This window comes from Streptococcus lactarius, assembly GCF_016642265.1.
GTDB classification, from domain to species: domain Bacteria; phylum Bacillota; class Bacilli; order Lactobacillales; family Streptococcaceae; genus Streptococcus; species Streptococcus lactarius.
Genome location: NZ_MRXX01000003.1, coordinates 158242 through 182067 on the forward strand (window position 1 = coordinate 158242; position 23826 = coordinate 182067).

20 protein-coding genes are annotated in these 23826 nt (G+C 42.1%); 17 read left to right on the forward strand and 3 right to left on the reverse strand.

All coding sequences use genetic code 11. From position 1 onward, the window contains the following. Positions 1 to 140: 140 nt before the first annotated feature. The 10 genes from BTU61_RS02950 to BTU61_RS02995 all read left to right on the forward strand — a co-directional run bounded on the left by BTU61_RS02950 (position 141) and on the right by BTU61_RS02995 (position 12370). Positions 141 to 1511, forward strand: a complete 1371-nt coding sequence (locus BTU61_RS02950) for a UDP-N-acetylmuramoyl-tripeptide--D-alanyl-D-alanine ligase (protein WP_200772264.1) — start codon at positions 141 to 143, stop codon at positions 1509 to 1511. Continuing rightward, a complete protein-coding gene (locus BTU61_RS02955) occupies positions 1501 to 2112 on the forward strand; it encodes an NUDIX hydrolase (protein ID WP_200772265.1) in 612 nt (203 codons plus the stop codon). The genes BTU61_RS02950 and BTU61_RS02955 overlap by 11 nt, the downstream gene beginning before the upstream one ends. 30 nt (positions 2113 to 2142) lie before the next feature. Further along, complete coding sequence (locus BTU61_RS02960; RefSeq protein WP_187540906.1) at positions 2143 to 2838, forward strand: YwaF family protein; 696 nt, start codon at positions 2143 to 2145, stop codon at positions 2836 to 2838. Between the two features lie 9 nt (positions 2839 to 2847). Next, complete coding sequence (locus tag BTU61_RS02965) at positions 2848 to 3528, forward strand: YwaF family protein (RefSeq protein WP_200772266.1); 681 nt, start codon at positions 2848 to 2850, stop codon at positions 3526 to 3528. A 56-nt stretch (positions 3529 to 3584) separates the two neighbouring features. Next, complete coding sequence (locus BTU61_RS02970; RefSeq protein WP_200772267.1) at positions 3585 to 5510, forward strand: DUF2207 domain-containing protein; 1926 nt, start codon at positions 3585 to 3587, stop codon at positions 5508 to 5510. A 335-nt stretch (positions 5511 to 5845) separates the two neighbouring features. Beyond that, positions 5846 to 7393, forward strand: a complete 1548-nt coding sequence (locus BTU61_RS02975) for a peptide chain release factor 3 (RefSeq protein WP_200772268.1) — start codon at positions 5846 to 5848, stop codon at positions 7391 to 7393. 79 nt (positions 7394 to 7472) lie between these two features. Next, the gene (locus BTU61_RS02980; RefSeq protein ID WP_187539401.1) at positions 7473 to 7853 is read left to right on the forward strand and encodes a PH domain-containing protein; all 381 of its coding nucleotides are present in this window, start codon (positions 7473 to 7475) and stop codon (positions 7851 to 7853) included. Positions 7854 to 7898: 45 nt separating this feature from the next. Continuing rightward, positions 7899 to 8807 (forward strand): magnesium transporter CorA family protein, encoded by a 909-nt coding sequence (locus BTU61_RS02985; protein WP_187539399.1) that lies wholly within the window; start codon positions 7899 to 7901, stop codon positions 8805 to 8807. A 766-nt stretch (positions 8808 to 9573) separates the two neighbouring features. Beyond that, complete coding sequence (gene cshA, locus BTU61_RS02990) at positions 9574 to 11145, forward strand: degradosome RNA helicase CshA (RefSeq protein WP_200772269.1); 1572 nt, start codon at positions 9574 to 9576, stop codon at positions 11143 to 11145. Between the two features lie 331 nt (positions 11146 to 11476). Next, positions 11477 to 12370: an aldose 1-epimerase family protein gene (locus BTU61_RS02995; RefSeq protein ID WP_200772270.1), complete on the forward strand. Its 894-nt coding sequence runs from the start codon at positions 11477 to 11479 to the stop codon at positions 12368 to 12370. Between the two features lie 16 nt (positions 12371 to 12386). On the opposite strand, the gene BTU61_RS03000 is transcribed toward BTU61_RS02995, so the two are convergent. From BTU61_RS03000 to BTU61_RS03010, 3 genes are all read right to left on the reverse strand, one after another. After that, entirely contained in the window at positions 12387 to 12650 is a 264-nt protein-coding gene (locus BTU61_RS03000; protein ID WP_187539393.1) for a GIY-YIG nuclease family protein, read from the reverse strand. Next, entirely contained in the window at positions 12640 to 13386 is a 747-nt protein-coding gene (locus BTU61_RS03005; protein ID WP_200772271.1) for a tRNA1(Val) (adenine(37)-N6)-methyltransferase, read from the reverse strand. The genes BTU61_RS03000 and BTU61_RS03005 overlap by 11 nt, the downstream gene beginning before the upstream one ends. Before the next feature lie 79 nt (positions 13387 to 13465). Further along, positions 13466 to 15805: an HAD-IC family P-type ATPase gene (locus BTU61_RS03010; protein WP_200772272.1), complete on the reverse strand. Its 2340-nt coding sequence runs from the start codon at positions 15803 to 15805 to the stop codon at positions 13466 to 13468. 169 nt (positions 15806 to 15974) lie between these two features. Here BTU61_RS03010 and BTU61_RS03015 point away from each other — a divergent pair, with 169 nt between their 5' ends. From BTU61_RS03015 to BTU61_RS03045, 7 genes are all read left to right on the forward strand, one after another. After that, the gene (locus tag BTU61_RS03015) at positions 15975 to 16721 is read left to right on the forward strand and encodes a lysophospholipid acyltransferase family protein (protein WP_200772273.1); all 747 of its coding nucleotides are present in this window, start codon (positions 15975 to 15977) and stop codon (positions 16719 to 16721) included. 66 nt (positions 16722 to 16787) lie between these two features. After that, entirely contained in the window at positions 16788 to 17456 is a 669-nt protein-coding gene (locus tag BTU61_RS03020) for a helix-hairpin-helix domain-containing protein (protein WP_200772274.1), read from the forward strand. Continuing rightward, on the forward strand, positions 17437 to 19683 hold the full coding sequence (locus BTU61_RS03025) for a DNA internalization-related competence protein ComEC/Rec2 (protein ID WP_200772275.1): 2247 nt from the start codon (positions 17437 to 17439) through the stop codon (positions 19681 to 19683). Before BTU61_RS03020 ends, BTU61_RS03025 begins: the two co-directional genes overlap by 20 nt. A gap of 75 nt (positions 19684 to 19758) precedes the next feature. Beyond that, positions 19759 to 20361, forward strand: a complete 603-nt coding sequence (locus tag BTU61_RS03030) for a DUF805 domain-containing protein (RefSeq protein WP_200772276.1) — start codon at positions 19759 to 19761, stop codon at positions 20359 to 20361. A gap of 23 nt (positions 20362 to 20384) precedes the next feature. After that, entirely contained in the window at positions 20385 to 21419 is a 1035-nt protein-coding gene (gene holA, locus BTU61_RS03035) for a DNA polymerase III subunit delta (RefSeq protein WP_200772277.1), read from the forward strand. 88 nt (positions 21420 to 21507) lie between these two features. After that, a complete protein-coding gene (gene sodA / locus BTU61_RS03040; protein ID WP_200772278.1) occupies positions 21508 to 22113 on the forward strand; it encodes a superoxide dismutase SodA in 606 nt (201 codons plus the stop codon). Positions 22114 to 22306: 193 nt separating this feature from the next. After that, positions 22307 to 23776, forward strand: a complete 1470-nt coding sequence (locus BTU61_RS03045) for a helicase HerA-like domain-containing protein (protein ID WP_200772279.1) — start codon at positions 22307 to 22309, stop codon at positions 23774 to 23776. Positions 23777 to 23826: the final 50 nt, after the last annotated feature.

The following is a 23826-nucleotide window of genomic DNA, read 5'->3' on the forward strand; positions in this document are numbered from 1 at the left end:
TCGACAATCCAAAAACAATCAAGAGGCTAGGACTTCTGTCCCAGCCACTTTTTTTGTGGCCTAGAATATGGTATAATGAGAAGAATTTGATAGGAGCGTCCCCGTTATTGTGGGCGCAATGAAAGATTGAGGAGTCGGATATGAATCTCACCTTACATGAAGTTGCTCATCTTGTACATGCAAAAAATGATATCAGCCAATTTGAAGATGTGGCCCTCGTCAAGCCTGAATTTGACAGCCGGTTGATTGGGCCGGGAGACTTGTTTGTTCCCTTAAAAGGAGCGCGTGATGGTCATGATTTCATCGAGACAGCTTTTGAAAATGGCGCTGTCGCTACCTTTTCAGAAAAAGTGATTGAAGGGCATCCGTATATTTTAGTGGAAGATGTGTTAACTGCTTTTCAAGCATTGGCTGCAGCCTATCTTCAAAAAACGAAAGTAGATGTGTATGCAGTGACGGGATCTAACGGGAAAACAACCACAAAAGATATGCTGGCACAGCTCTTGTCCACTACCTACCTAACCTATAAAACACAAGGAAACTACAATAACGAAATTGGTCTACCTTATACGGTATTGCATATGCCAGAAGGGACGGATAAACTCGTCCTTGAAATGGGTCAAGACCATCTAGGAGATATCCATCTTCTCTCAGAAATTGCCCATCCAAAAGCTGCTATTGTCACCCTCATTGGGGAAGCCCATTTGGAATTCTTCAAAGATCGAAGCGAGATCGCAAAAGGAAAACTCCAGATTGCGGATGGCATGCCAGAAGGTGGCCTTCTGGTGGTTCCAGCAGATCCGATCGTGAATGCCTACCTCCCTGAAAAACAAAAAGTCGTCCGCTTTGGTCCGGATGAGGAGATTTTCCTTACCGAATTGGTAGAGCGAAAGGATAGCTTGACTTTCCGAACGAATTTCTTAAAAGAAGCCATTGATCTTCCTGTCACTGGAAAATACAATGCGACCAATGCCATGATTGCAGCTTATGTTGCTCTGCAAGAAGGAGTGAGTGAAGCGGCGATTCGGGATAGTTTTGCGACCTTGCAATTGACCCGCAATCGAACAGAGTGGAAGAAGGCCAGTAATGGAGCAGATATCTTATCCGATGTCTACAATGCCAACCCGACAGCCATGCGCTTGATTTTAGAGACTTTCTCGACTATTCCAGCCAATCCAAATGGCCGGAAGCTGGCAGTTCTCGCCGATATGAAAGAACTAGGGGAGCAATCGATTGATCTCCACAACCAAATGATCCTCAGCCTCTCACCAGATGTTTTGGATACAGTTATTTTCTATGGCCAAGACATTGCAGGATTGGCCCAGTTAGCGAGTCAGATGTTCCCACTCGGACATGTCTATTATTTCAAGAAGACCGCTGAGGAAGACCAGTTTGAGGACATGGTCAAACAAGTCAAGGAAAGCTTGAAAGAGCAAGACCAAATCCTCATCAAGGGAAGCAATTCCATGCATTTAGCCAAATTGGTAGAGGAGTTGGAGAATGGCGAGTAATATTGTACTAAAGAACATTCAGCGCTTGATTTCAATCACCAATACAGGCTTAGCGTTCTCAAAAGATCCATTTGATCAAGAGCGCTATCAGGATATTCGTGCCATTTTACAGGATCTTGTGAGAGAAACGACTGATTTGAATCCACAAGAATTATCGGATTTGTTTAGACCGACAGACCATTACGACACTCCCTTGATTGATGTTAGGGCATGGATTGTCAAAGATGGAAAACTTTGTCTGGTGAAAGGTCAGGGAGAAGAGACCTGGGCCTTGCCGGGTGGCTTTGGTGAGGTTGGCTATTCTCCGACGGAAAACATTTTAAAGGAAATCCAAGAAGAAACGGGCTATTCTGCGCGTGTAATCAGATTGTTGGCAGTATTTGATACCAATCGCTACCAATTGCAAAGTCGCCAATATGTGAAATTGGTATTTGAATGTGAATTATTAGATGGAAATTTTGAAAAGAACCAGGAAATTTCCGACCTTGCCTTTTTTGAGAGAGAAAAAATACCTGCTCTTTCTACCAAGCGCAATACAGAAGAACAATTGAACTTCCTTTGGGAGGTCTATGATGGGAAACGAGATTTTTATTGTGATTAAAAACGATCTATAAATTAAAGGAATAGAAAAATGACACTTTGGGATTTATTGTTTACTAACCAAAAATCAGCCCCGCCTGAGTTTGGACTCTGGTACGTTTTCATGCCAGTTTCTTTGATCGTCATTGGCTACTTTTCAATCAAATATGCCCAGTCGAAAAGTTACCAACGCTTTTGGTATTGGGCGCAATTGATTCAAGTCTTGAGTATCAATACTTGGTATATGTGGGCGCACATGCCTTTGTCCGATAGCCTTCCTTTTTACCATTGTCGCTTGGCCATGCTGGTGATTCTTTTTGCACCGAAGCGAACAGTGGTAAAACAGTATTTCGCCCTTCTTGGGGTGTTTGGGTCAATCGCTGCTCTGCTTTATCCAGTATTTGATCCTTTCCCATTCCCACATATTACGGCACTGAACTTAATCTTTAGCCACTGGGCTCTTTTTGCCAATTGTTTGCTCTATTTGCAAAGGGAGTACCAACCCATGCGTGTCACAAGTTGGTCCATCTGCGGAATTACTTTTGGATTGAATGCTTTGATTTTTCTAATCAATAGCTTGACGAATGGAGATTATGGTTTTCTTCGCCATCCGCCTTTGATTGGAGATCAAGGCCCACTCCTCAATTACGTGATCGTTAGTAGCGTGATGTCAGTGGCGATTGTTTTGGTTCATGTTTTATGGAAATCTAGATTTGTAGAAAAAAACGAATTGTCTCGCCTGAATTAAGGAGGTTATATGCATCATTTTTTCACTACGGAAGCAACAGCACCACCAGCTATTTCAGTACTTTGGTATAGTATCATGGTCTTGTTCGTTGTGACAGCGATTTTGGTGTCACTGCGTTTTTATCGAAGCGACCAATTTAAGAAATGGTTTCAATGCTTACAGGCTTTTCAGTTGATCAGCTTGTATCTGTGGTATTTTTTCTATCAGATTCCTTGGTCCAATAGCCTGCCTTTCTATCATTGCCGCTTGGCCATGTTTGCAGTCTTGCTCTTGCCAGACCGTTGGAAGAGCAAGCAGTACTTTGCCTTGATGGGAGTGAGTGGAGCGATTTTTGCCTTGGGTTATCCAGTCTTTGATCCCTATACCTTCCCTCATATTACGAGCTTTTCCTTTTTACTTGGGCATTACTGTCTCTTGATCAATTCTTTGGTTTATCTCTTGCGGTGGTATGATCGAAATCTCTTAAAAAATAGTCAAATTGTTCTCTACACCTTTGTTTTGGATTTGTTCCTGGTTGGGGTCAATCAACTAACGGGAGGAAACTATGGCTTGATGGCTCGCCCACCGATTATGAATGGTGATAAAGTTTGGCTCAATTATCTCGTTGTTTCGAGTATATTGGCCTTGGCCTTGGTCCTCTTTAATCAGATCTTCCAAAAAAGAAGTGAGCGGGTGAAAGTGATCAAATAAGAGTTGGAAAGGTTGGGACAGTATGTTCTCAACCTTTGTTCGTTAAAGGAGAAAACATGAAGCGATTTTTACTGATGATCAGTCTCATTTTAGGATTTGTTGGCTCCATAGTAGTAGCCAAAGCAGATGAGCAGGTTCGCTATTCGATTGAATCCTATGTGGGACACCTTCAATTGCAGGAAGATAGTCAAGCTATTTTTACACAGGAAATTACCTATCAGTTTCAGACGGGCTACAATGGCCAGTATGTGACCTTAGGAAGTGCAGACCCGCTGCCAAAAGAGTTTAAGATTCATCGAAATCCTCAGGTGGAAGCCTATGTGGACGGGGAGAAGCGTGAGATTCGTGTAGAGGAAACGGATCTCAAAGACGGCCGGCAATTAAAAATATACAATTCCAGAATTGTAGGAGGAAAGGTTCAGATCAAAGTAATCTGGAAGATAGACCATCTCTTGAATTTGTACAATGATATTGCAGAACTAAATTGGTTTCCCATTTCAGATGGAGATGAAAAAGTCGCAAAATTAGATTTTTATGTGGATGGTTTGGATGCCAAGCAGGGAGACTTGTATGCTCATACCGGTTATTTTAATCCACCAGTTCAGGTTGAACGGACTGCGACAGGTTACCATCTTTGGACAAAGGACTTTCCTAAGAATGGAAAGCTTGAACTGCATGCTTATTGGCCAATGACGGAAGCCCTGCGTCGAGAACAAGCAAATGAGATTAACAAGGAAAATGGAAAAGACACATTCCTAAAAAAAGAAAAATCCATACAACAAAAAACAGTCATCTACAAGACATTGTTTCTCAAAGTTGTTCCAATTGTATCGATTCTTTTATTTATCCTCGCTTTCATTCCATGGATCCGGTATTTTATCAGTACCAGAACTCGTCGGATTGCAAAAGGTGTACGATTATACGAACCTCCACAGAATTTACCACCCTTTGTCCTAGCTAAGGCCTTGTATCAACTTGATTTTGAACAGATGGTGATGTCTAGAGAGAAAGGGCAACTAAAATTTAATCATCTCATTCAAGCAACCATATTGGATCTTATTGATCGAGGAAATCTTCGTTTGACGAGAGATGAAAATGGGGAAACCCTGACCTGCCTTCACCATAAAGGCTTGGCTGATTTTGAATTGAAGTTTATTGAAATGATCTTTAATCAAAAAACTGAAATCAGGATCAGCGAGGTATTCTCAAAGTATAAAATTAATCAGGCAGCCCTAAAAAAAGATTTCCGAGCTGCTAAAACAGACACACAACGAGACCGTATTCGAAAGGTCGGAAGTGATGTTCGATCCCTTTTAAAAAAGGATGCCCAGCAATTGTCAAAAGGTGTCGACAAGGAGATTGCGAAATTAGGACTGCCCTCTTATTTTAGAGACTTAACTGAGAAAGAAGAAGCCCTTTCAAAAACAGGCTGTGCCTTACACTTTTGGATCTTACTGATCTTATTTGTGAGCATGTGTTTCTTATCTTTTGGATTTGGTTCACATCTATCTTCCTTCTATTTTTGGATGATTGTATTGTTGATCGTCTTCTTCATTCCGTTTTATATTGTTGTAAAACTTCGTGAAGATCATCTACAATCTTTAGAAAACTTGGATGCACAATTTAAATGGATGGCCTTTCGAAATATGATCGAAAGTATTCCAAATTTCAACCAAGCAGAGCTTGAGAGTATTGTCCTATGGAATCGGATCTTAGTCTATGCGACCCTGTATGGTCAAGCTAAAAAAGTGAGCCAGGTACTCCAAAATCACCGAATTGCTATACCATATGAAGACTGGGACACTGTTCTTTGGCTAACGACCTCTTCAAATTCCTTCCTAGATGGCTCTACCTTAATGAGTTATGCAGCTGATTCCTATAGTGTTTCAAGCTTTTCTGTCAACTCCTCAGATGGGAGTGGTGGTTTTGACGGCGGTGGATTCTCTGACGGCGGTGGTGGCGGAGGATTCGGGGCCTTCTGATAGCCGTGGTAAGAGGAGGCTGGGACAGAAGTCTTAGCCTCTCAATTGTTTTTGGATTGTCGATCAAGACGCAGTGGTTGAGTGGGCTCTACTACGCTGATTTCATCAGCTTTTACAGCCCTACTCAACTGTGCGGAGGTGGGACGACGAAATCGAATTCTAACGAATGACCGATTTCTGTCCCACTCTCTTTTTTTGCTTTCCCGAAAAGATCCATCATTGAAAAAAGTACCTCTTTTCGCTATAATAGAAAAGATAGAGAAGTTGAGGAGAGATCCGATGTAGAGATGAATTTGTAAATTTATCAGAAAATAAAAAGAGAAAGAATTAGGAACATGAACGTACAAGAAGAAATTAAAAAACGCCGTACCTTTGCCATCATCTCCCACCCGGATGCTGGTAAAACGACGATTACAGAGCAGTTGCTCTACTTTGGGGGAGAGATTCGTGAGGCTGGTACCGTAAAAGGGAAGAAAACAGGTAACTTTGCCAAGTCTGACTGGATGGATATCGAGAAGCAACGTGGGATTTCGGTAACCTCATCTGTCATGCAGTTTGACTACGATGGCAAACGTGTCAATATCCTTGATACCCCAGGGCACGAGGACTTCTCAGAAGATACTTATCGGACCTTGATGGCGGTGGACGCTGCCGTCATGGTCGTAGACTCTGCCAAAGGGATTGAGGCCCAAACCAAGAAATTGTTTGAGGTTGTCAAACACCGTGGGATTCCGGTCTTCACCTTTATGAACAAGCTAGACCGGGATGGCCGGGAGCCACTGGACCTTTTGCAAGAATTGGAAGAAGTCTTGGGGATTGCCAGTTATCCAATGAACTGGCCGATCGGGATGGGGAAAGCTTTTGAAGGTCTTTACGATCTCTATAACCAACGCTTGGAACTCTACAAAGGGGATGAACGATTTGCCAGCCTAGAAGATGGAGACAAGCTCTTTGCTAACAATCCATTCTACGAGCAGGTGAAAGACGATATCGAACTTTTGCAAGAAGCTGGAAATGAATTCTCAGAAGAAGCCATCCTTGCGGGTGAATTAACACCAGTCTTCTTCGGATCAGCCTTGACCAATTTTGGAGTGCAGACTTTCTTGGAAACCTTCCTCAAGTTTGCTCCAGAACCTCATGGACATAAGAAGACAGATGGTGAACTTGTCGATCCTTACGACAAGGATTTCTCAGGTTTTGTCTTTAAAATCCAAGCTAACATGGACCCTCGTCACCGTGACCGGATCGCCTTTGTACGGATTGTATCGGGTGAATTTGAACGTGGAATGAGTGTCAATCTCCCTCGTACCGGTAAGGGTGCTAAGCTATCTAATGTCACTCAATTTATGGCCGAAAGCCGTGAGAATGTTAGCAATGCCGTAGCAGGAGATATCATTGGGGTCTACGATACGGGTACCTATCAGGTCGGAGATACCTTGACAGTTGGCAAAAACAAGTTTGAATTTGAACCACTGCCAACCTTTACGCCTGAAATCTTTATGAAGGTGTCTGCCAAGAACGTTATGAAGCAAAAGTCCTTCCATAAGGGAATTGAGCAATTGGTGCAAGAAGGAGCTATTCAGCTCTATACCAACTACCAAACGGGTGAATACATGTTGGGTGCTGTCGGGCAACTCCAGTTTGAAGTCTTCAAGCACCGCATGGAAAATGAGTACAATGCCGAAGTGGTCATGAATCCAATGGGGAAAAAGACCGTTCGCTGGATCAAGCCAGAAGATCTAGATGAACGCATGTCTTCAAGCCGAAACATCCTAGCCAAGGACCGTTTTGACCAGCCTGTCTTCCTCTTTGAAAATGACTTTGCCCTCCGTTGGTTTGCGGATAAGTATCCAGATGTTGAGCTGGAAGAAAAAATGGGTTAAGAAACCATTCGTTACCGATGCATTAAAATAAAAATACGAAAACAGAAACTAATCTGTTTTCGCTTATAAAGGAGAAACTATGGGATTACTAAGTGGTTTGATGGGCAATGCCTCTCAAAAAAATGTCGACAAGGTGGAAAGAGATCTGGAAGATATCTTGGTGCCGGGAGAGCAAGTGACCCTTGCTTTTAGCTTGATTCGGGACCTCATTGTCTTTACAGAATATCGCTTGATCTTGGTGGATAAACAAGGAGTAACAGGGAAGAAAACGTCCTACAAATCCCTTCCTTATCGCTCTATCTCTCGCTTTTCCGTTGAAACCTCTGGTCACTTTGATTTAGACGCGGAATTAAAAATCTGGGTCTCTTCTGCAGTGGAGCCTTCAGAAATCTTGCAATTCAAGAGTGACAACAGCGTCATTGAAATTCAGCAAGCATTAGCCAGTGCTGTTTTTAAATAATCAGCTGCACCAAACCATTGATAAATAGTAGGGAAAGGAGTCAACATGTTTATCGATAAACAATTGGGTCAAGATCGGAAATGGATCAATATCGATTCAGATAGGATCACAGAGAATTCCTATCTCTATAAGAAATACGATATTGACAAAGAAACGATTGAGTACGCTCTGGATAAAAATGAACGAGCGCATATGGACTACAATCGAGAAAACGGAACGATCACCTTTATCTACAATGTCTTGAACCTGGAAAAAGATAAGGAATATTACGAAACAATTCCTATGGCTTTTATCGTTCAGGATACCCGTCTGGTCACGATCAGTAACCAAGAAAATGTTTACATCATTGAACAGATGATGAGCTACTTGGAAGCTCATGGAGAGTTGTCCATTTTTAAGTTGCTTTTTGCCGGTCTTGAAATGATCAGTAATGCCTATTACCCGATTATAGACCGTTTAGATAAGCACAAGGATGACCTCAATCGCCTCCTTCGAAAAACCACAACCAGTAAGAACCTCTATGCCCTATCCGACCTTGAGACCGGTATGGTGTACCTCCTTGCTGCAGCCAAACAAAATCGGATGTTGCTAGAACATATTAAAGCACATGCTATTTATCGGAGAATGGATGATATTGAAAAAGAACAATTTGATGACGCCATGATTGAAGCCAATCAGCTGGTTTCTATGACAGAATTGATCTCCAATGTTTTGCAGCAACTGTCGGGCTCTTACAACAATATCCTAAACAATAATCTGAATGATAACTTGACCACCCTGACCATCTTTGAAGCCTTGTTGGCTGTCTTAGCCGTGATCACTGGTTTCTTTGGGATGAATATTCCCCTTCCATTGACGCAGGATCCAAATGCCTGGATTTATGTATCCGTGTGTAGCTTTATTTTATGGTTGCTACTCGCCAAAGTCATGCGATGGATTGTTAAAAAAAGATAAAAAAAAAAAGAGGCTTGGAGAAATCCGAGCCTCTCTCGTATCTAAAATACACTGAAAAAATAGGAAGTATCTAAACACCTGCCCTCCTCTCCAAAGAAGGGGCAGTGTGAGTAGTTTCATCGACTGTACAAAATCTTCTTGGAAATAGTAGGAGTAGATTTAATAGTACTGAGTGGTTTCTAAATCAGTTAGAACTTAGAATAAATCGTTGAATGAATAGAAGGATCCTATTTCTTTATTACAGAAATATTTTAGATACTAATTGTATTATACATATTTATTTGTAAAAACGCAAGGTAGGACCTGCCAAAAAATAAAAGTTTTTACAAAGAAATTATAGTTTAAAATAAAAAGCTTTTTTGAAAAATAGTCCGTAAAATAGCGATTCTAAATCGGTATCATTTAGCCAGCCTTCGCACTTTCAACTAGCAAAGATTGGTCAAACGATAAAAATGTTTTCGTTTGACTATCTTTTGTATCTGCATTGTGTTATACTAGATAAGTTGTAAACTTGTATGAGAAAAACCTAGGGAAGAACTTTTTGTATGCAGGATGGGAATCACCTGAAACTCTAGCATAGAGGTTGGTCGGGCAATCGTTATCTGCATCCAGTTTTTCGCTAATTAAAATCCTAGCAAAGTTGGATTTTGTTCAAATGAGTGTTACGACAGCAAACCAAGGAAGGCGACTTCCTGAGCCATCAATGCAATGCATTGAACGAAGTGTGATAAAGTGGCTTCGCACCACTTTTAGAAAGAAGAAACAATTGAAATTCAACGAATTTAACCTCTCTGCTTCCTTATTAGCAGAAATTGAAAAAGCTGGCTTTGTAGAAGCGAGCCCCATCCAAGAACAAACTATTCCTTTGGCCCTTGAGGGAAAAGACGTCATCGGTCAAGCGCAAACAGGGACGGGTAAAACTGCGGCTTTCGGTCTTCCAACTTTGGAGAAGATTGATGTGGATAATACCGTTATCCAAGCCCTTGTCATTGCGCCAACGCGTGAATTGGCAGTTCAGAGTCAGGAAGAATTGTTCCGCTTTGGACGTAGTAAGGGTGTCAAAGTCCGTTCTGTCTATGGTGGGTCCAGCATTGAAAAGCAAATTAAAGCTTTGAAGTCAGGCGCTCACATCGTTGTGGGAACACCTGGACGCTTACTGGATTTGATCAAGCGTAAGGCTTTGAAACTCAATCATATTGAAACCTTGATCCTGGATGAAGCAGATGAAATGCTTAACATGGGCTTTTTAGAGGATATCGAAGCTATTATTAGCCGTGTTCCTGAGGAACGTCAAACCTTGCTCTTTTCAGCTACCATGCCGGATGCCATTAAACGGATCGGTGTCCAGTTTATGAAAGAGCCTGAGCACGTCAAGATTGCTGCTAAAGAATTGACGACAGAATTAGTAGATCAGTACTATATCCGTGTCAAAGAAGGTGAGAAGTTTGACACCATGACCCGTCTCATGGATGTGGAACAGCCTGAACTAGCCATCGTCTTTGGTCGGACCAAGCGCCGTGTCGATGAGTTGACGCGTGGTCTCAAGATCCGTGGTTTCCGAGCAGAAGGAATTCATGGAGATTTGGATCAAAACAAACGCCTGCGTGTCCTTCGCGATTTCAAAAATGGGAATCTGGATGTTCTTGTAGCTACGGATGTAGCAGCGCGTGGCTTGGACATTTCAGGTGTGACGCATGTCTACAACTACGATATTCCACAAGATCCAGAAAGTTATGTTCACCGGATTGGTCGTACAGGTCGTGCTGGGAAATCAGGACAGTCCATTACCTTTGTCGCACCTAATGAAATGGGCTATCTCCAAATTATTGAAAACCTCACCAAAAAGCGGATGAAGGGGATGAAACCTGCGACAGCAGAAGAAGCCTTCCAAGCGAAAAAACATGTGGCGTTGAAGAAAATTGAACGTGACTTTGAGGATGAAAGCATCCGGACCAACTTTGAGAAGTTTGGCAAAGATGCTCGCAAACTGGCAGCAGAATTTACTCCGGAAGAATTGGCGATGTATATTTTGAGCTTAACTGTTCAAGATCCAGATAGCCTTCCAGAAGTGGAAATTGCGCGTGAAAAACCATTGCCATTTAAACCATCTTCTGGTGGATTTAGTGGAAAAGGCAAAGGTGGTCGTGGAAATGGCTACCGTGGAGACCAACGCCGTGATCGAAACCGTAGAGAAGACCGAGATGGTGGACGCCGTGATTTCAAACGGAAGTCCAATAAAAATAGCCGAGACTTTGAAGGAAAAGGAAACAAACGCCCACATCGTACTTCAAATGAAAAGAAAAACGGCTTTGTCATCCGAAATAAAGGGGATAAATAAATCCTATAAGACGACGGTCGCAGATCGGCCGTCTTTTTTAGAAAACAAAAAAATACAAGGGTTGAGCAATCGTTCACCCTTGTATATTTATAAGGAGACCAAATGTAGGAGGAATCTTTCGAGAAGTACGGATGCAACCCATGACTTCTTAAAAAGATCCATTAACAGAAGTTGGGAATTGCTAAAATTAATTATTTCTGTTAACATATTAATTGTACAATTATTTTTGTGCTTTGTCAACGTTTTTTTGAAATTTTTTAAAAATCTATAGATTTTAAGAGAAAGTTGTCTTGCTTTTCGATCAAAGCAAGCAGGAGAAGGGGATTCTATAATGGATTTTGAGTTAAAAAATGATGTTCTTCAACTAAAATGTAGGTCATTTGGAGGAGAACTAAAGTCGATACAAAATAGGGAGGGCCTAGAGTATTTGTGGCAAGGTGAGGCCAAGTATTGGGCAGGACAGGCTCCTGTTTTATTCCCAATTTGTGGAAATGTGCGAAATGGCCAAGTAAAGTACCATCTAAACAATGGAGAGCAGACAGGGCAGCTACCAAGACATGGCTTGATTCGCAAGAGAGAGTTTCAGCTCAAAGAACATACTCCCAATCGTCTGGTTTTTGCGATCACCTCAAACCCAGAAAGTTTGCGAAACTACCCTTTTCATTTTCGAGTGGAAATTGCTTATGAATTGAGTGGAAAAGAAGTTAGTACGACTTATCGTGTGCAAAATCTTGAGCTAGATCAAGTCATGCCCTATTGTATTGGGGGTCATCCAGCCTTTCGTTGCCCCCTTTTAGCAGATGAAACTTATGACGATTATGAATTGGTATTTGAACAAGAAGAAACTTGCAGTATTCCCTTCTTGAATACAGATACTGGTTTGATCAATCGAACGAAGCGTTTGCCATTTTTCAATCAGGACCGGCGCTTACAATTGACACATGAACTCTTTCAAAAGGATGCCATTATTTTGGATGAGTTAGCCTCAAAATCTGTCCAGCTCATCTCAAAAAAATCCGGTAAGGGCATCGGATTTACATTTTCTGATTTTGATCATTTGGTTCTTTGGTCAAGTAGTAATGATGGGCCCTTCATTGCCTTGGAGCCTTGGACAGGGCTACCAACATCAGATGAAGAAGGGGATTTCTTCGAAGACAAGAAAGGGGTCATTCTGTTGCGCCCACAAGAACAGCGAACTCACCAATACCGTATGACTTTCTTGTAAATGAAAAACCGTTGGATCACGAAGTCCGACGGTTTTCTTTGATATAGTTTAATTTTGCCTGGCGTGATTTCTTTTTAAAAAGAGCTTCAGCAGACATGGCAGAGGGTTTATCGGGATAGGATTCCTGATAGAGGAGGGTGACAGGGAGGCGAGCCCGTGTGTACTTGGCCCCCTTTCCAGCATTGTGGGTCTTGACACGTTTTTCAACGTCTGTTGTATAACCTGTGTAGAGGGAGCCATCCGCACACTCCAGAACATACATATAAGCTTTAGTTTCCATAATAGATCTCATGAATTTCGTCAGTATAGCTGCCATCTTCATTGTGAATAAAGAGGGGAGGCAGGATCTTTAAACCATCTAGTGAGCCGTCCTTGATCGCTTCAATCAATAACATATTGGCCTCTTTGGTCACTTTTGGATAGACAAACTGGATCCGCTTAGGGGCAAGATTGTAGCGCTTCATCGTCTCTACAATGTCCAAGAATCGGTCAGGACGATGGACCATTGCTAAGCGACCATTTGATTTGAGGACCCGTTGGGCCACATGGCAAATCTCATCTAAATTGGTCGTGATCTCATGCCGAGCTAGGAGGTAGTGTTCGCTTTCATTGAGGTTTGAATGTTCATCAACTTTGAAATAAGGGGGATTGCAAAGGATAATATCGATCTTACTCCCTTTGATATGTTGGGGAAGATGCTTGAGGTCATCGGTGATCATGGACATTTGTTGGTCCAAGCCATTGAGGGCAATGGAGCGGGTAGCCATATCTGCTAGACGTTCTTGAATTTCGACACCGATAATCTTTGCATGCGTGCGGGTACTGGCAAAAAGGCCAACTGCCCCATTTCCCGCGCAGAGGTCTACAATCAAGCCTCGCTTCGGTAATTTTGGAAAGCGAGAGAGCAGGACACTGTCTACCGAGTAACTAAAAACTTCTCGATTTTGAATGATTTTCACATCACTTGAAAAGAGTTGATTGACGCGCTCGCCGTCTTTTAATTCGATATCTGTCATGGCTCTATTATAGCATGAAAAAAGCCTTGGGGAAAGATCGTTAGAACATAAAAAGTTGAGAGTTTTGCTCTCAACTTTTTTAATCAAATTCATACTTTTGTAGAATGGTTGTCAGGATAAAGACACCTGTAAAGATGGCCATCAATGCCAGATAAACTGGGAAAGTAGTGGCTGTAAGGAGGGAAATCTCGATCAAGTTTTTCAGGACGACCGCAGATGCGTAAAATCCAACAACCGAAAAGAGAATGAGAAGAGTGCGCCAAATGTTCAGTGGTAGGCAAGCACGGATAACAGATAGGAAACCGATAGAGCCTAGTAAGTAATAGGAGACCGTAGACATATCGGCTGCTGACCAACCATGGCCTGCTCCCCAAAGGCGAATGAACAAGACACTAAAGACAACCATCAAGGCGCTCGGTAGGGCTAATAGAAGGGAACGTCTCAAGAAGTGTTTTTCAACCGGTTTGATATTGCGCTCAAAGGTCAAAACAAACGGTGGGAAACCTTCGACGAATTGGTCAATCAAGGTGATTTGAATAGGGATGAATGGGAAGATCAGCAAATAATTGACGTTGAAGAAAAGGGCGCTGGCAATACAGATAATAGCCAAGAGGAAGGAATAAATGGTCTTGATGAAGAAGATGGGGGCGATTCGTCCAATATTATTCACCACACGACGACCTTCAAAAAGAATTTCTGGAACGTCATTAAAGTCAGAGTTCAAAAGAACAATGTTTGCAATTTGACGGGTTGCTGGATCTCCTTCAGCCATTACGATGGAGCAGTCTGCTTCGCGAAGAGCGAGGATATCATTGACTCCATCTCCAGTCATAGCCGTTGTCCGGCCAGCTGCTTTCAAGGTCTGGATGAGTAGTTTCTTTTGGTGAGGGGATACACGTCCAAAGATAGCTGTATCTTCTGCTTGATCGACTAATTGATCATCAGCAATTTTTGAACAATCGATGTAGTTCTCATAGTTTTTAAAGCCAGCTTGTTGGGCTATATAAGAAACGGTTACAGGGTTATCACCGGAGATGATTTTGAGGTCCACACCTTCAGAGCGCAAATACTCAAGAGTATCTGAAGCCCCTTCGCGGATTGGGTCCGTAATTTCAATAACGGCAATTCCTTCAAGATCCTCTGGCAATGTCAACTCTTGCATACTGATCATTTCTGAACTGTGGGCAAGGACGAGCACCCGTGACCCGCGGGCTTGTGCTTCGACAACAGCCGTCGGATTTTCGTGAAGAAGCATTTCAGGAGCACCGAGAAAGACGGTTCCAAGATTGGATAAGTGCATGGCACCCCATTTCCGATCACTCGAAAATGGAATGATGTTTTCAGCAGAATAGGCGTGCTCCAATTCCCCATAAGCTTTACGAATGGCTTGAGCGGTAGGGTTGGTATCTTCACTATTTTGCATGTAAGCTGAAAGGATCACCTTGATGGTTTCCTCAGAAAAATGATCGGATAAGCTGTGGAGGGCTTCCACCGTCATCTTACCTTGGGTGATGGTCCCAGTTTTATCCAGACACAAGGTATCCACACGTGCAAGGGTTTCTACTGAGTACATTTCTTGAACAAGAACCTTGCGCATGCCGAGCTTAATCACCGCTGTCAGGAGAGAAGTAACGGTCAAAAGGGCGATTCCTTTTGGCAACATTCCCAAGAGAGCAGTGGAAGAATTCACAACGGAATCCTTGATGGGCAGCATTTTAATCAACAGAGCTTCAAAGAAGAGAGCAAGACCAAATGGGATGATAATTTTTCCAGTGAAGCTAGAGATTTTCGCCAAGTTATAGAGAATACGCGAATTGATGGGCTTCAAGGTTTTGGCTTCCATCATCAGTTTGTTGGCATAGTTGTTTGCCCCAACTCGCTTGACACGGGCATAGACTTGACCACTCGCAATATAACTACCAGAAAGCAGTTCAGCTCCGACCTCTTTTAAGACCAGATCACTCTCACCTGTTAGCATCGCTTCGTTGGCTTCAGCAATTCCAGACATGACCTCGGCATCACTCGGGATTTGTTCCCCAGAAGAAAGTAGGATTAAATCACCAAGGACGAGCTCTTCCGGTGAAATCGCATCTTTCTCCCCGTCTCGAATGACTGTGACCAGTTCCCGACTCATGAGATTGAGCTTGTCAATCATTCGTTTGGCCCGCATTTCAGTCATGATCCCTGTGATCGCATTAAAGCTAATGACAGCAAAGAAGACCATATTGCTCCAGGCTTGTACAGCAGCAAGAGCTACAGCAATCACAAAGTTCAAGGTATTAAACAAGGTAAAGACATTGCGCTTAATGATCTGCCAAGTACTGGTACTGGTATTCGTTGTAAAATTGTTGGTTTGTCCGCGTTCTGTTTTTTTTCGGACATCACTTCGGGTTAACCCCTTCAAATCAATAGTTTCCATAGACAATATAATATCATTTTTTTGAGAAAAAGACTATCTAGAATTGGCCTGCTGAGACTTTTTTCTACAAAAAGGTTTGCGGTCAAAATAAGGATAGGGTATAATAAGAAAGAATCCATATGATTTTACATCATATATCGTAACAAATGAATGAATTTGAGGAACAACTATGTTTTACACCTACTTACGTGGCCTTGTTGCCTTTATTCTTTGGGTTTTAAATGGCAATGCCCATTACCATCATAAGGAAAATATTCCAGATTGTGATGAAAATTATATCCTGGTATCTCCTCACCGGACTTGGTGGGATCCCGTTTATATGGCCTTTGCGACCAAGCCCAAGCAGTTTATTTTTATGGCGAAAAAAGAACTCTTCACCAATCGTATTTTTGGCTGGTGGATTCGTATGTGTGGAGCTTTTCCGATTGACCGTGAAAATCCAGGGGCAGAAGCTATTAAGTACCCCGTTAATATGCTGAAAAAGAGCAACCGTTCCTTGATTATGTTCCCAAGTGGGAGCCGGCATTCACAAGATGTTAAAGGTGGTGTCGCCATCATTGCCAAAATGGCTAAGGTCCGTATCATGCCAGTGACTTATACTGGACCAAGAGATCTGAACGGTTTGGCAACTGGTGAGCGCATTGATATGAACTTTGGACATCCAATTGATATTTCAGATATCAAAAAAATGAATGACGAAGGGGTAGCAGAAGTTGCCCGTCGTGTTCAAGAGGAGTTTGATCGTTTGGATGCTGAAGCCCAAGCGATCAACACCCCAACAAAACCCTTTATCTTGATTCGTTTGTTGAAAATCCTTCTGATTCCTGTTGTTTTAGTCGTGGGCATCTTGACCTTGCTCTTTAGTTACCTCGCAAGCTTTGTATGGGATCCAGACAAACATCGGAAAAATAAGTAAAAATGCTGAGAAATTTTCTCAGTTTTTTTTATTTTTACGAATAATAAAAGTGAGAGGAGGATTTTCATGGAAGATTTGATTGAAAAAATTAAAGAATACAAACTCTTTTTAGGGATTGCAGTGATTGGCCTTTTAGTGGGTGGCTATTTTATCCTTCAACAACCTAAGTCAAGTACTTCGACAGTTCCAGATCTTTATCAAGCGTCTAGTGTATCATCATCCCAGAAAAAAACACAGGTCTCTAGTTCAAAAGAAGAAAAGACATCCCCTTCAATGTCAGAAGAAGCTGAGGTCATTACGGTGGATGTCAAGGGGGCTGTTAAACAGCCAGGAGTTTATGAATTACGGTCCAATAGTCGGGTTCACGATGCGATTTATAAAGCTGGTGGGATGACCCCAGAAGCTAATAGTCAATCGGTTAATTTGGCGCAAAAACTCACGGATGAAGCTGTCATATATGTGGCTAAAGAAGGAGAAGATGTTCCCGCGGCTGGCGGTTCAGCGAGCCCAACTACCTCATCTGCAAGCTCAAAAAGACCGGGAAAGGTGCATTTGAACCGTGCAACTGAGGCTGAATTACAGACTGTTTCAGGCATTGGCCAAAAGAGGGCCTCTGATATCATCGCCTACCGTGAAGCAAACGGTCCTTTTCGATCGGTAGAGGATCTAAAAAATGTCTCAGGAATAGGTGAGAAAACGCTGGAGAAATTAAAAGATGCTTTCACGGTGGATTAAGCAGTTTCCCTTTTCGCCAGTTCACTTAGCCTTTTTATTGCTGTGTTTGTATTTCAGTGTCTACCAACCTTCATTTCAGACGGAGATCATTCTTGTCGTCGCTCTATTCTTGTTGGTCAATCGATATAAAAATGAGCGTCAAAGCTTGATTAAGCTTGCAGTTCTGGCAGTTTGTTTTGCTGGCTTCTTTTTTATTCAGCGTTTTCTAAACGAGCACAAAAGTGGAGCATCTCAGCCACCGGCTCAGTTACGTTTACTGCCAGATGCGATTAAGATCAATGGTGATTTGCTGAGTTTTCGAGCAACAGATCAAGGAAACACATACCAAGTCTTTTATCAGTTGAAATCAGAAAAGGAAAAAAAGCAATGGCAATCACAAACGCAGTCCATGGATATTTCGTATAAAGGAAGGATGGAAGAGCCGGTAGGTCAGCGAAATTTTCGAGGATTTGATTACCGTGCTTATTTGAAGACGCAAGGAATCCACTATCAAATCACTATTGAGTCTTTTCGATCGGCTGTGCCTTCTAAAACCTGGAATCTGTTTGATTGGTGCTCCCAATTGAGGCGCAAAGCCATAGTTTGGAGCAAGGAACACTTTCCGCATCCAATGAATCAGTATATGACAGGACTTCTCTTTGGCTATCTAGATACTGATTTTGAAGAGATGGACCAGCTCTATTCCAGCTTAGGCATTATCCATTTGTTTGCCTTATCGGGAATGCAAGTTGGATTTTTCATCAATGGTATTCGAAAAATCCTCTTACGCTTGGGAATACTGCAAGAAACGGTAGAATTTATGATGTATCCTCTTTCCTTTCTTTACGCTGGTTTGACGGGTTTTTCAGTCTCTGTTGTTCGTAGCCTTCTGCAAAAACTATTGTCCCAAAAAGGGATTGTTGGAATGGAGAATATGGCAGTTACAATCATGTTTTTGATGGTTTTTATGCCTTTTTTCCTTCTTACTGCCGGCGGTGTCTTAAGTTGTGCGTATGCCTTTATTTTGACCCTGATAGATACGAGTTCCTATGTTGGTTTTAAAAAAGTACTACTGGAAAGTACTTGCATTAGCTTAGGCATATTGCCATTTTTAACCTATTATTTTGCTGTCTTTCAACCCTGGTCCATTCCGCTGACCTTTATCTTTTCCTTTTTATTTGACCTTGTCTTGCTTCCAGGTTTGACTGTTTTGTTTCTATTCTCTTTTTTAAAACCTTTGACCATCTTTAATACTGTCTTTATCTTAATCGAGGCGTGTATCCGCTGGATCGCAGATGGGACGTCACTTCCCCTAGTATTTGGTCAACCGACAGGGTTGGCTCTGCTTGGCTTGATCTTTCTTTTGGGGGTCCTCTATGATCTTAGAAAGAAAAAAGGGTTGCGCTTACTTTGTATAGGAGCTATCTTTCTTGTCTTTGCTTGGACCAAGCACCCTTTAGAAAATGAGATTACGATGGTCGATATTGGCCAAGGAGATAGTATCTTTTTACGAGATTGGAAAGGCCGGACGATCTTAATTGATGTGGGTGGACGTGTCAGTTTTAAGAGCGGAGAAAAGTGGCAGGAGCGTCATCAGTCGGCCAATGCTGAGAAAACCCTCCTTCCTTACCTTAAGAGTCGAGGGGTTGGAAAAATCGATGCCTTGGTTGTGACACATACGGATCAGGACCACATGGGAGATATGCTTGAGGTGGCCAGACAAATTCCAATTCAAACGATTTATATCAGTCAGGGAAGCCTCACCCAACCCAAATTTCAAGAGCAGTTGAAACAGCTTCATAGTTCGATCAAAGTTGTCAATAGAGGCGATCACTTACCTATATTTGAGAGTTACCTAGAGGTCTTATCCCCTGATGGAGTGGGTGATGGGAAAAATAATGATTCAATCGTCTTATATGGACAGTTTTTTCAAAAACGATTTCTATTTACTGGGGACCTTGAAGAAGCAGGAGAAAAACAACTTTTAGCCAATTATCCAAAACTAGAAGTAGACGTCTTAAAAGTGGGGCACCATGGATCAAAAGGATCTTCGAGCGACGCCTTTTTAGATCAATTACATCCTCAACTGGCCTTGATTTCAGTTGGAAAGAAGAATCGTTACCAGCATCCCCATAAAGAATTGTTGGAACGATTGGAGAAGCGTTCGATTTCTTACCTTCGTACCGATGAAAGAGGGGCTATTCGATTGATTGGCTGGGATCATTGGAGGCTGGAGACTGTCCGCTAGAAGAAAGGGAAGGTTTGCTTTTACTGTTGAAAATTGCTATTATAGAAGATGAAATTAATGTAAAGGTAGAATGATATGAACGCATTTAAGCAATTTTGGCTCCAGTATGCTGATTTTTCAGGTAGGACCAGCCGTGCCCATTTTTGGCTAGCTTTTTTCTGGAATTTTTTGATTTCATTGCCTCTCTGGGTCTTTTTCATCGTAGCGGATGTATCGCATCAAACTGGTAAGGATTCTTTGCCACTCTCTAACTTACAAGCCCTCCCTGTTCTATGGTCGCTTGCTTTCTTGGTCTTCTTTTATTTTCTTATTTTTGTACCGAGCCAAGCGATTTGTGTAAGACGTTTGCGAGATGCAGGGATTCATTGGTCGTGGATCTTTTTGAAACTTGGCCCAATTCTGTTCTATTTAGTGACTTCTTTAGAAGTCTTCCTCTTTATTTGGCTTATCGGGTCAGTCGCCCTCCTCATCCTTTTGATGTTTCCAGCCAAAAACGCATTTCCACAGCCAGTCGTAAATCCGACTCAAGTGGCTTCTGAGCCACAGTTAAGACCAACAGCAGATCCCTATACAAGTGGGTCATTTGAACAAATCCCAAGCTTTGTAGCAGCACCTGATTTGTCTGGTGAAAAATCACCGTTGGAGCAAAAAATGGCTGCTGAACACGAACAATACTAAGTGGATAGAGATAAGAGAACATCATGCAAGCTATTAATGATATCAAGGATCTAACGGTTCACACCCTCCCACCTATTCTTGTTTTAACCGGTGAGGATGTTGGACAATTTGAATGGCTAAAAAAAGATATTTTACAAAAGATTGCCTACGATCCTTCTGATCTCAATTATTCTTATTTTGATATGAAGGAAACCTCCTATGCCGTGGTAGAACTGGATTTGGTTAGCCTTCCCTTTTTTGCAGATGAGAAGATTGTGATTTTGGACCACTTGTTAGACCTGACGACTGCCAAAAAACGTGTTTTGACAGATGAAGATCTAAAGCAATTTGAAAGCTATCTGGAAATGCCATCCGAGTCGACCAAATTGGTGATTTTTGCTGAGGGAAAGTTAGATAGCAAGCGACGTTTGGTCAAACTTTTAAAACGAGAGGCTCAAATCGTTGAAGCAGCGACCCCAAAAGATCAAGATTTGAAGCGCTATTTCGCTAGTCAGGCCCAAGAATTGGGTATGAAATTTGTGGGGGATGCACTCGATCAGCTACTCTTAAAATCTGGTTATGACTTTGGAGAGTTACAGAAGAACCTAGCCTTGTTACAGGCCTATAAAGAAGACGGTCAGATTACCTTGGAGGATGTCGAAGAGGCGGTTCCTAAGACCTTACAAGACAATATTTTTGACTTGACCCAAATGATTCTCAAACGCCAAATCGATCAGGCGAGCAATCTAGTCAAGGATCTGCGCTTGCAGGGAGAAGATGAAATCAAATTAATCGCGATTATGCTGGGTCAATTCCGTCTGTTTACTCAGGTTAAAATTCTGTCAGAAGAAGGCCAGCCCGAAAGCCAAATCGTTACGAGTTTATCGGATCTGTCGGGACGCAAAATCAATCCATATCAGGTGAAGTTTGCCCTGCGAGACAGTCGTAGACTTTCTCTTCCTTTCTTGAAGCAGGCCATGATCACTCTCATTGAGACCGATTATGCGATTAAAAGTGGAAAGTATGACAAAGACTACCTATTTGATTTGGCACTTTTAAAAGTGGCAAATAGCATCTAAGAACAAGTGAAATCGCAAGCAGATTAGTTGAATAATTTAGCTGTTTGCGTTATCATCAAGACAGTAATAAAGAAAAGAGGACCTTAAAATGGCAATCATTTTACCAGAATTACCATATGCTTACGATGCATTGGAACCATATATCGATGAAGAAACTATGCATTTGCACCATGATAAACATCATCAAACATATGTAAACAATGTCAATGCGGCTCTTGAAAAACATCCTGAAATTGGAGAAGACCTTGAAAGCTTGTTGGCAAATGTTGAAGCCATTCCAGCTGACATTCGCCAAGCTGTGATCAACAATGGTGGTGGACACTTGAACCACGCTCTATTCTGGGAATTGATGACTCCAGAAGAAACAGCTCCTTCAGCAGAACTTGCAGCAGCTATTGATGCAGCCTTTGGTTCGTTTGAAGACTTTAAAGCAGCCTTCACAGCAGCAGCAACAACACGTTTTGGTTCTGGATGGGCATGGTTGGTTGTCAACAAAGAAGGTCAACTCGAAGTAACTTCAACTGCAAACCAAGATACCCCAATCTCAGAAGGTAAAACACCAATCTTGGGCTTGGACGTTTGGGAACATGCCTACTACGTGAAATACCGCAACGTACGCCCTGACTACATCAAAGCCTTCTTCTCAGTCATTAACTGGAATAAGGTAGATGCATTATTTGCGGCAGCTAAATAATGAAGCGAACAAATCTATAGGAGTGAGGAATCGCTCTTATAGATTTTTTTGTACCTGTATCCTAAAATCTAAGTAGAATTTCTTGCGTTTAGGCAGGAAAATGATACACTAGAAGAAGTGTGTGTCTTGCTTGTCTGATGCTGTTTTGGGGCTAAGAAAAGGAAGACAAAAGAAAAGTCTAGGGAGAAATAAAATGACGACTATCACCATTACCAAAGGAGCGGTTGAGACGCCCATCTACTTACGGATGCTGAATCGCCATGGATTGATTGCAGGAGCGACAGGGACAGGGAAAACCGTTACCCTCAAAGTTTTAACAGAGAAATTAAGTAAAGAAGGCATTCCGGTCTTTCTAACAGATATCAAGGGAGATTTATCAGGCTTAGCAAAAGCGGGTCAATGGACGCCAAAATTGGAAGAACGTTTTAAGCTTCTTGGTATCACAGATACTTTTGAGCCACAAGCTTTCCCAGTACGATTATGGGATGTCTTTGGACAAGCAGGTCACCCTGTTCGTTCCACTGTTGAAGGAATGGGTTCCTTACTCCTTTCTCGTTTGCTTGATTTGAATGAAACCCAATCAGGAATTTTAGCCATTGTCTTTAAAGTGGCGCAAGAGAAAAATTGGTCCTTGATTGATTTGAAAGACCTACAGAGCCTGTTAAAGGAAGTCTATGAACACAGCTCAGACTATTCGGCTCAATATGGAAATATCACCAAGCAATCTGTTGGGGCTATCCAAAGAAGTCTCTTGGTTCTGGAAGAAGAGGGAGCAGATCAGTTCTTTGGAGAGCCAGCACTTGATTTAAATGACTTTATGCAACTAGATGCTTCTGGTCGTGGTTATATCAATATTCTTTCGGCTACAAAGCTCTTTCATTCACCAAAATTGTATTCGACCTTTTTAATTTGGATGTTGTCCCGTCTCTTTGAAACCCTTCCTGAGGTCGGGGATCCAGAAAAACCTGAGCTGGTCTTCTTCTTTGACGAGGCCCATCTCCTTTTTAAAGATGCAAGCAAGCTGTTTCTTGAGAAAGTTGAGCAAGTGGTTCGCCTGATTCGTTCAAAAGGGGTAGGGATCTACTTTATTACCCAAAATCCTCAAGACCTTCCAGAATCTGTTTTGGCACAGCTTGGGAATCGTGTTCAGCATGCTCTTCGGGCCTACACTCCAAAAGAAATGAAAGCCATTAAGGTAGCTGCTCAAAGTTTTCGTCCGAATCCAGACTTTGATACAGAAACAGTGATCACAGAATTAGGGACAGGGGAAGCTTTGGTTTCTTTCCTGAATGAGAAGGGGCAACCTAGCGTTGTGGAACGTGCTTATATTCTTTCGCCTCAATCGAGTTTTGACCTTTTAAATGAAAGTGAACAATTAGCCTTGATCACAACGTCGCCTTTCCATCAAAAGTATGCGACAAGGATTGATCGGGAATCTGCCTACGAAAAATTGGCGGCTAAGGCAAGTAAGGAAGCTCAAGAAGAACAAAAAGAAGCTACAAAAGAAGCAGCCAGAGCGGAAAAAGAAGCTCAAAAACGTAGTCCAGGTCGCCCTCGGAAATCAAGTCTTGAAAAGGCCAAGGATTCCTTCTTGAGTTCCTTGTTCCGGACGATTGCGCGTGAGATTGCCAAGCTAATTATGGGCTCCTTTAAACGAAAATAACAACAATTGTAGCCTAAAAAACTTTTTAAAAAGAAATCGTTTTCTCCTTG

Bases quoted from the DNA above. Each gene is read 5' to 3' on its own strand.
- BTU61_RS02950 (WP_200772264.1), top strand. From the start codon at position 141: ATGAATCTCACCTTACATGAAGTTGCTCATCTTGTACATGCAAAAAAT.
- BTU61_RS02955 (WP_200772265.1), top strand. From the start codon at position 1,501: ATGGCGAGTAATATTGTACTAAAGAACATTCAGCGCTTGATTTCAATC.
- BTU61_RS02960 (WP_187540906.1), top strand. From the start codon at position 2,143: ATGACACTTTGGGATTTATTGTTTACTAACCAAAAATCAGCCCCGCCT.
- BTU61_RS02965 (WP_200772266.1), top strand. From the start codon at position 2,848: ATGCATCATTTTTTCACTACGGAAGCAACAGCACCACCAGCTATTTCA.
- BTU61_RS02970 (WP_200772267.1), top strand. From the start codon at position 3,585: ATGAAGCGATTTTTACTGATGATCAGTCTCATTTTAGGATTTGTTGGC.
- BTU61_RS02975 (WP_200772268.1), top strand. From the start codon at position 5,846: ATGAACGTACAAGAAGAAATTAAAAAACGCCGTACCTTTGCCATCATC.
- BTU61_RS02980 (WP_187539401.1), top strand. From the start codon at position 7,473: ATGGGATTACTAAGTGGTTTGATGGGCAATGCCTCTCAAAAAAATGTC.
- BTU61_RS02985 (WP_187539399.1), top strand. From the start codon at position 7,899: ATGTTTATCGATAAACAATTGGGTCAAGATCGGAAATGGATCAATATC.
- BTU61_RS02995 (WP_200772270.1), top strand. From the start codon at position 11,477: ATGGATTTTGAGTTAAAAAATGATGTTCTTCAACTAAAATGTAGGTCA.
- BTU61_RS03000 (WP_187539393.1), bottom strand. From the start codon at position 12,650: ATGGAAACTAAAGCTTATATGTATGTTCTGGAGTGTGCGGATGGCTCC.
- BTU61_RS03005 (WP_200772271.1), bottom strand. From the start codon at position 13,386: ATGACAGATATCGAATTAAAAGACGGCGAGCGCGTCAATCAACTCTTT.
- BTU61_RS03010 (WP_200772272.1), bottom strand. From the start codon at position 15,805: ATGGAAACTATTGATTTGAAGGGGTTAACCCGAAGTGATGTCCGAAAA.
- BTU61_RS03015 (WP_200772273.1), top strand. From the start codon at position 15,975: ATGTTTTACACCTACTTACGTGGCCTTGTTGCCTTTATTCTTTGGGTT.
- BTU61_RS03020 (WP_200772274.1), top strand. From the start codon at position 16,788: ATGGAAGATTTGATTGAAAAAATTAAAGAATACAAACTCTTTTTAGGG.
- BTU61_RS03025 (WP_200772275.1), top strand. From the start codon at position 17,437: ATGCTTTCACGGTGGATTAAGCAGTTTCCCTTTTCGCCAGTTCACTTA.
- BTU61_RS03030 (WP_200772276.1), top strand. From the start codon at position 19,759: ATGAACGCATTTAAGCAATTTTGGCTCCAGTATGCTGATTTTTCAGGT.
- holA (WP_200772277.1), top strand. From the start codon at position 20,385: ATGCAAGCTATTAATGATATCAAGGATCTAACGGTTCACACCCTCCCA.
- sodA (WP_200772278.1), top strand. From the start codon at position 21,508: ATGGCAATCATTTTACCAGAATTACCATATGCTTACGATGCATTGGAA.
- BTU61_RS03045 (WP_200772279.1), top strand. From the start codon at position 22,307: ATGACGACTATCACCATTACCAAAGGAGCGGTTGAGACGCCCATCTAC.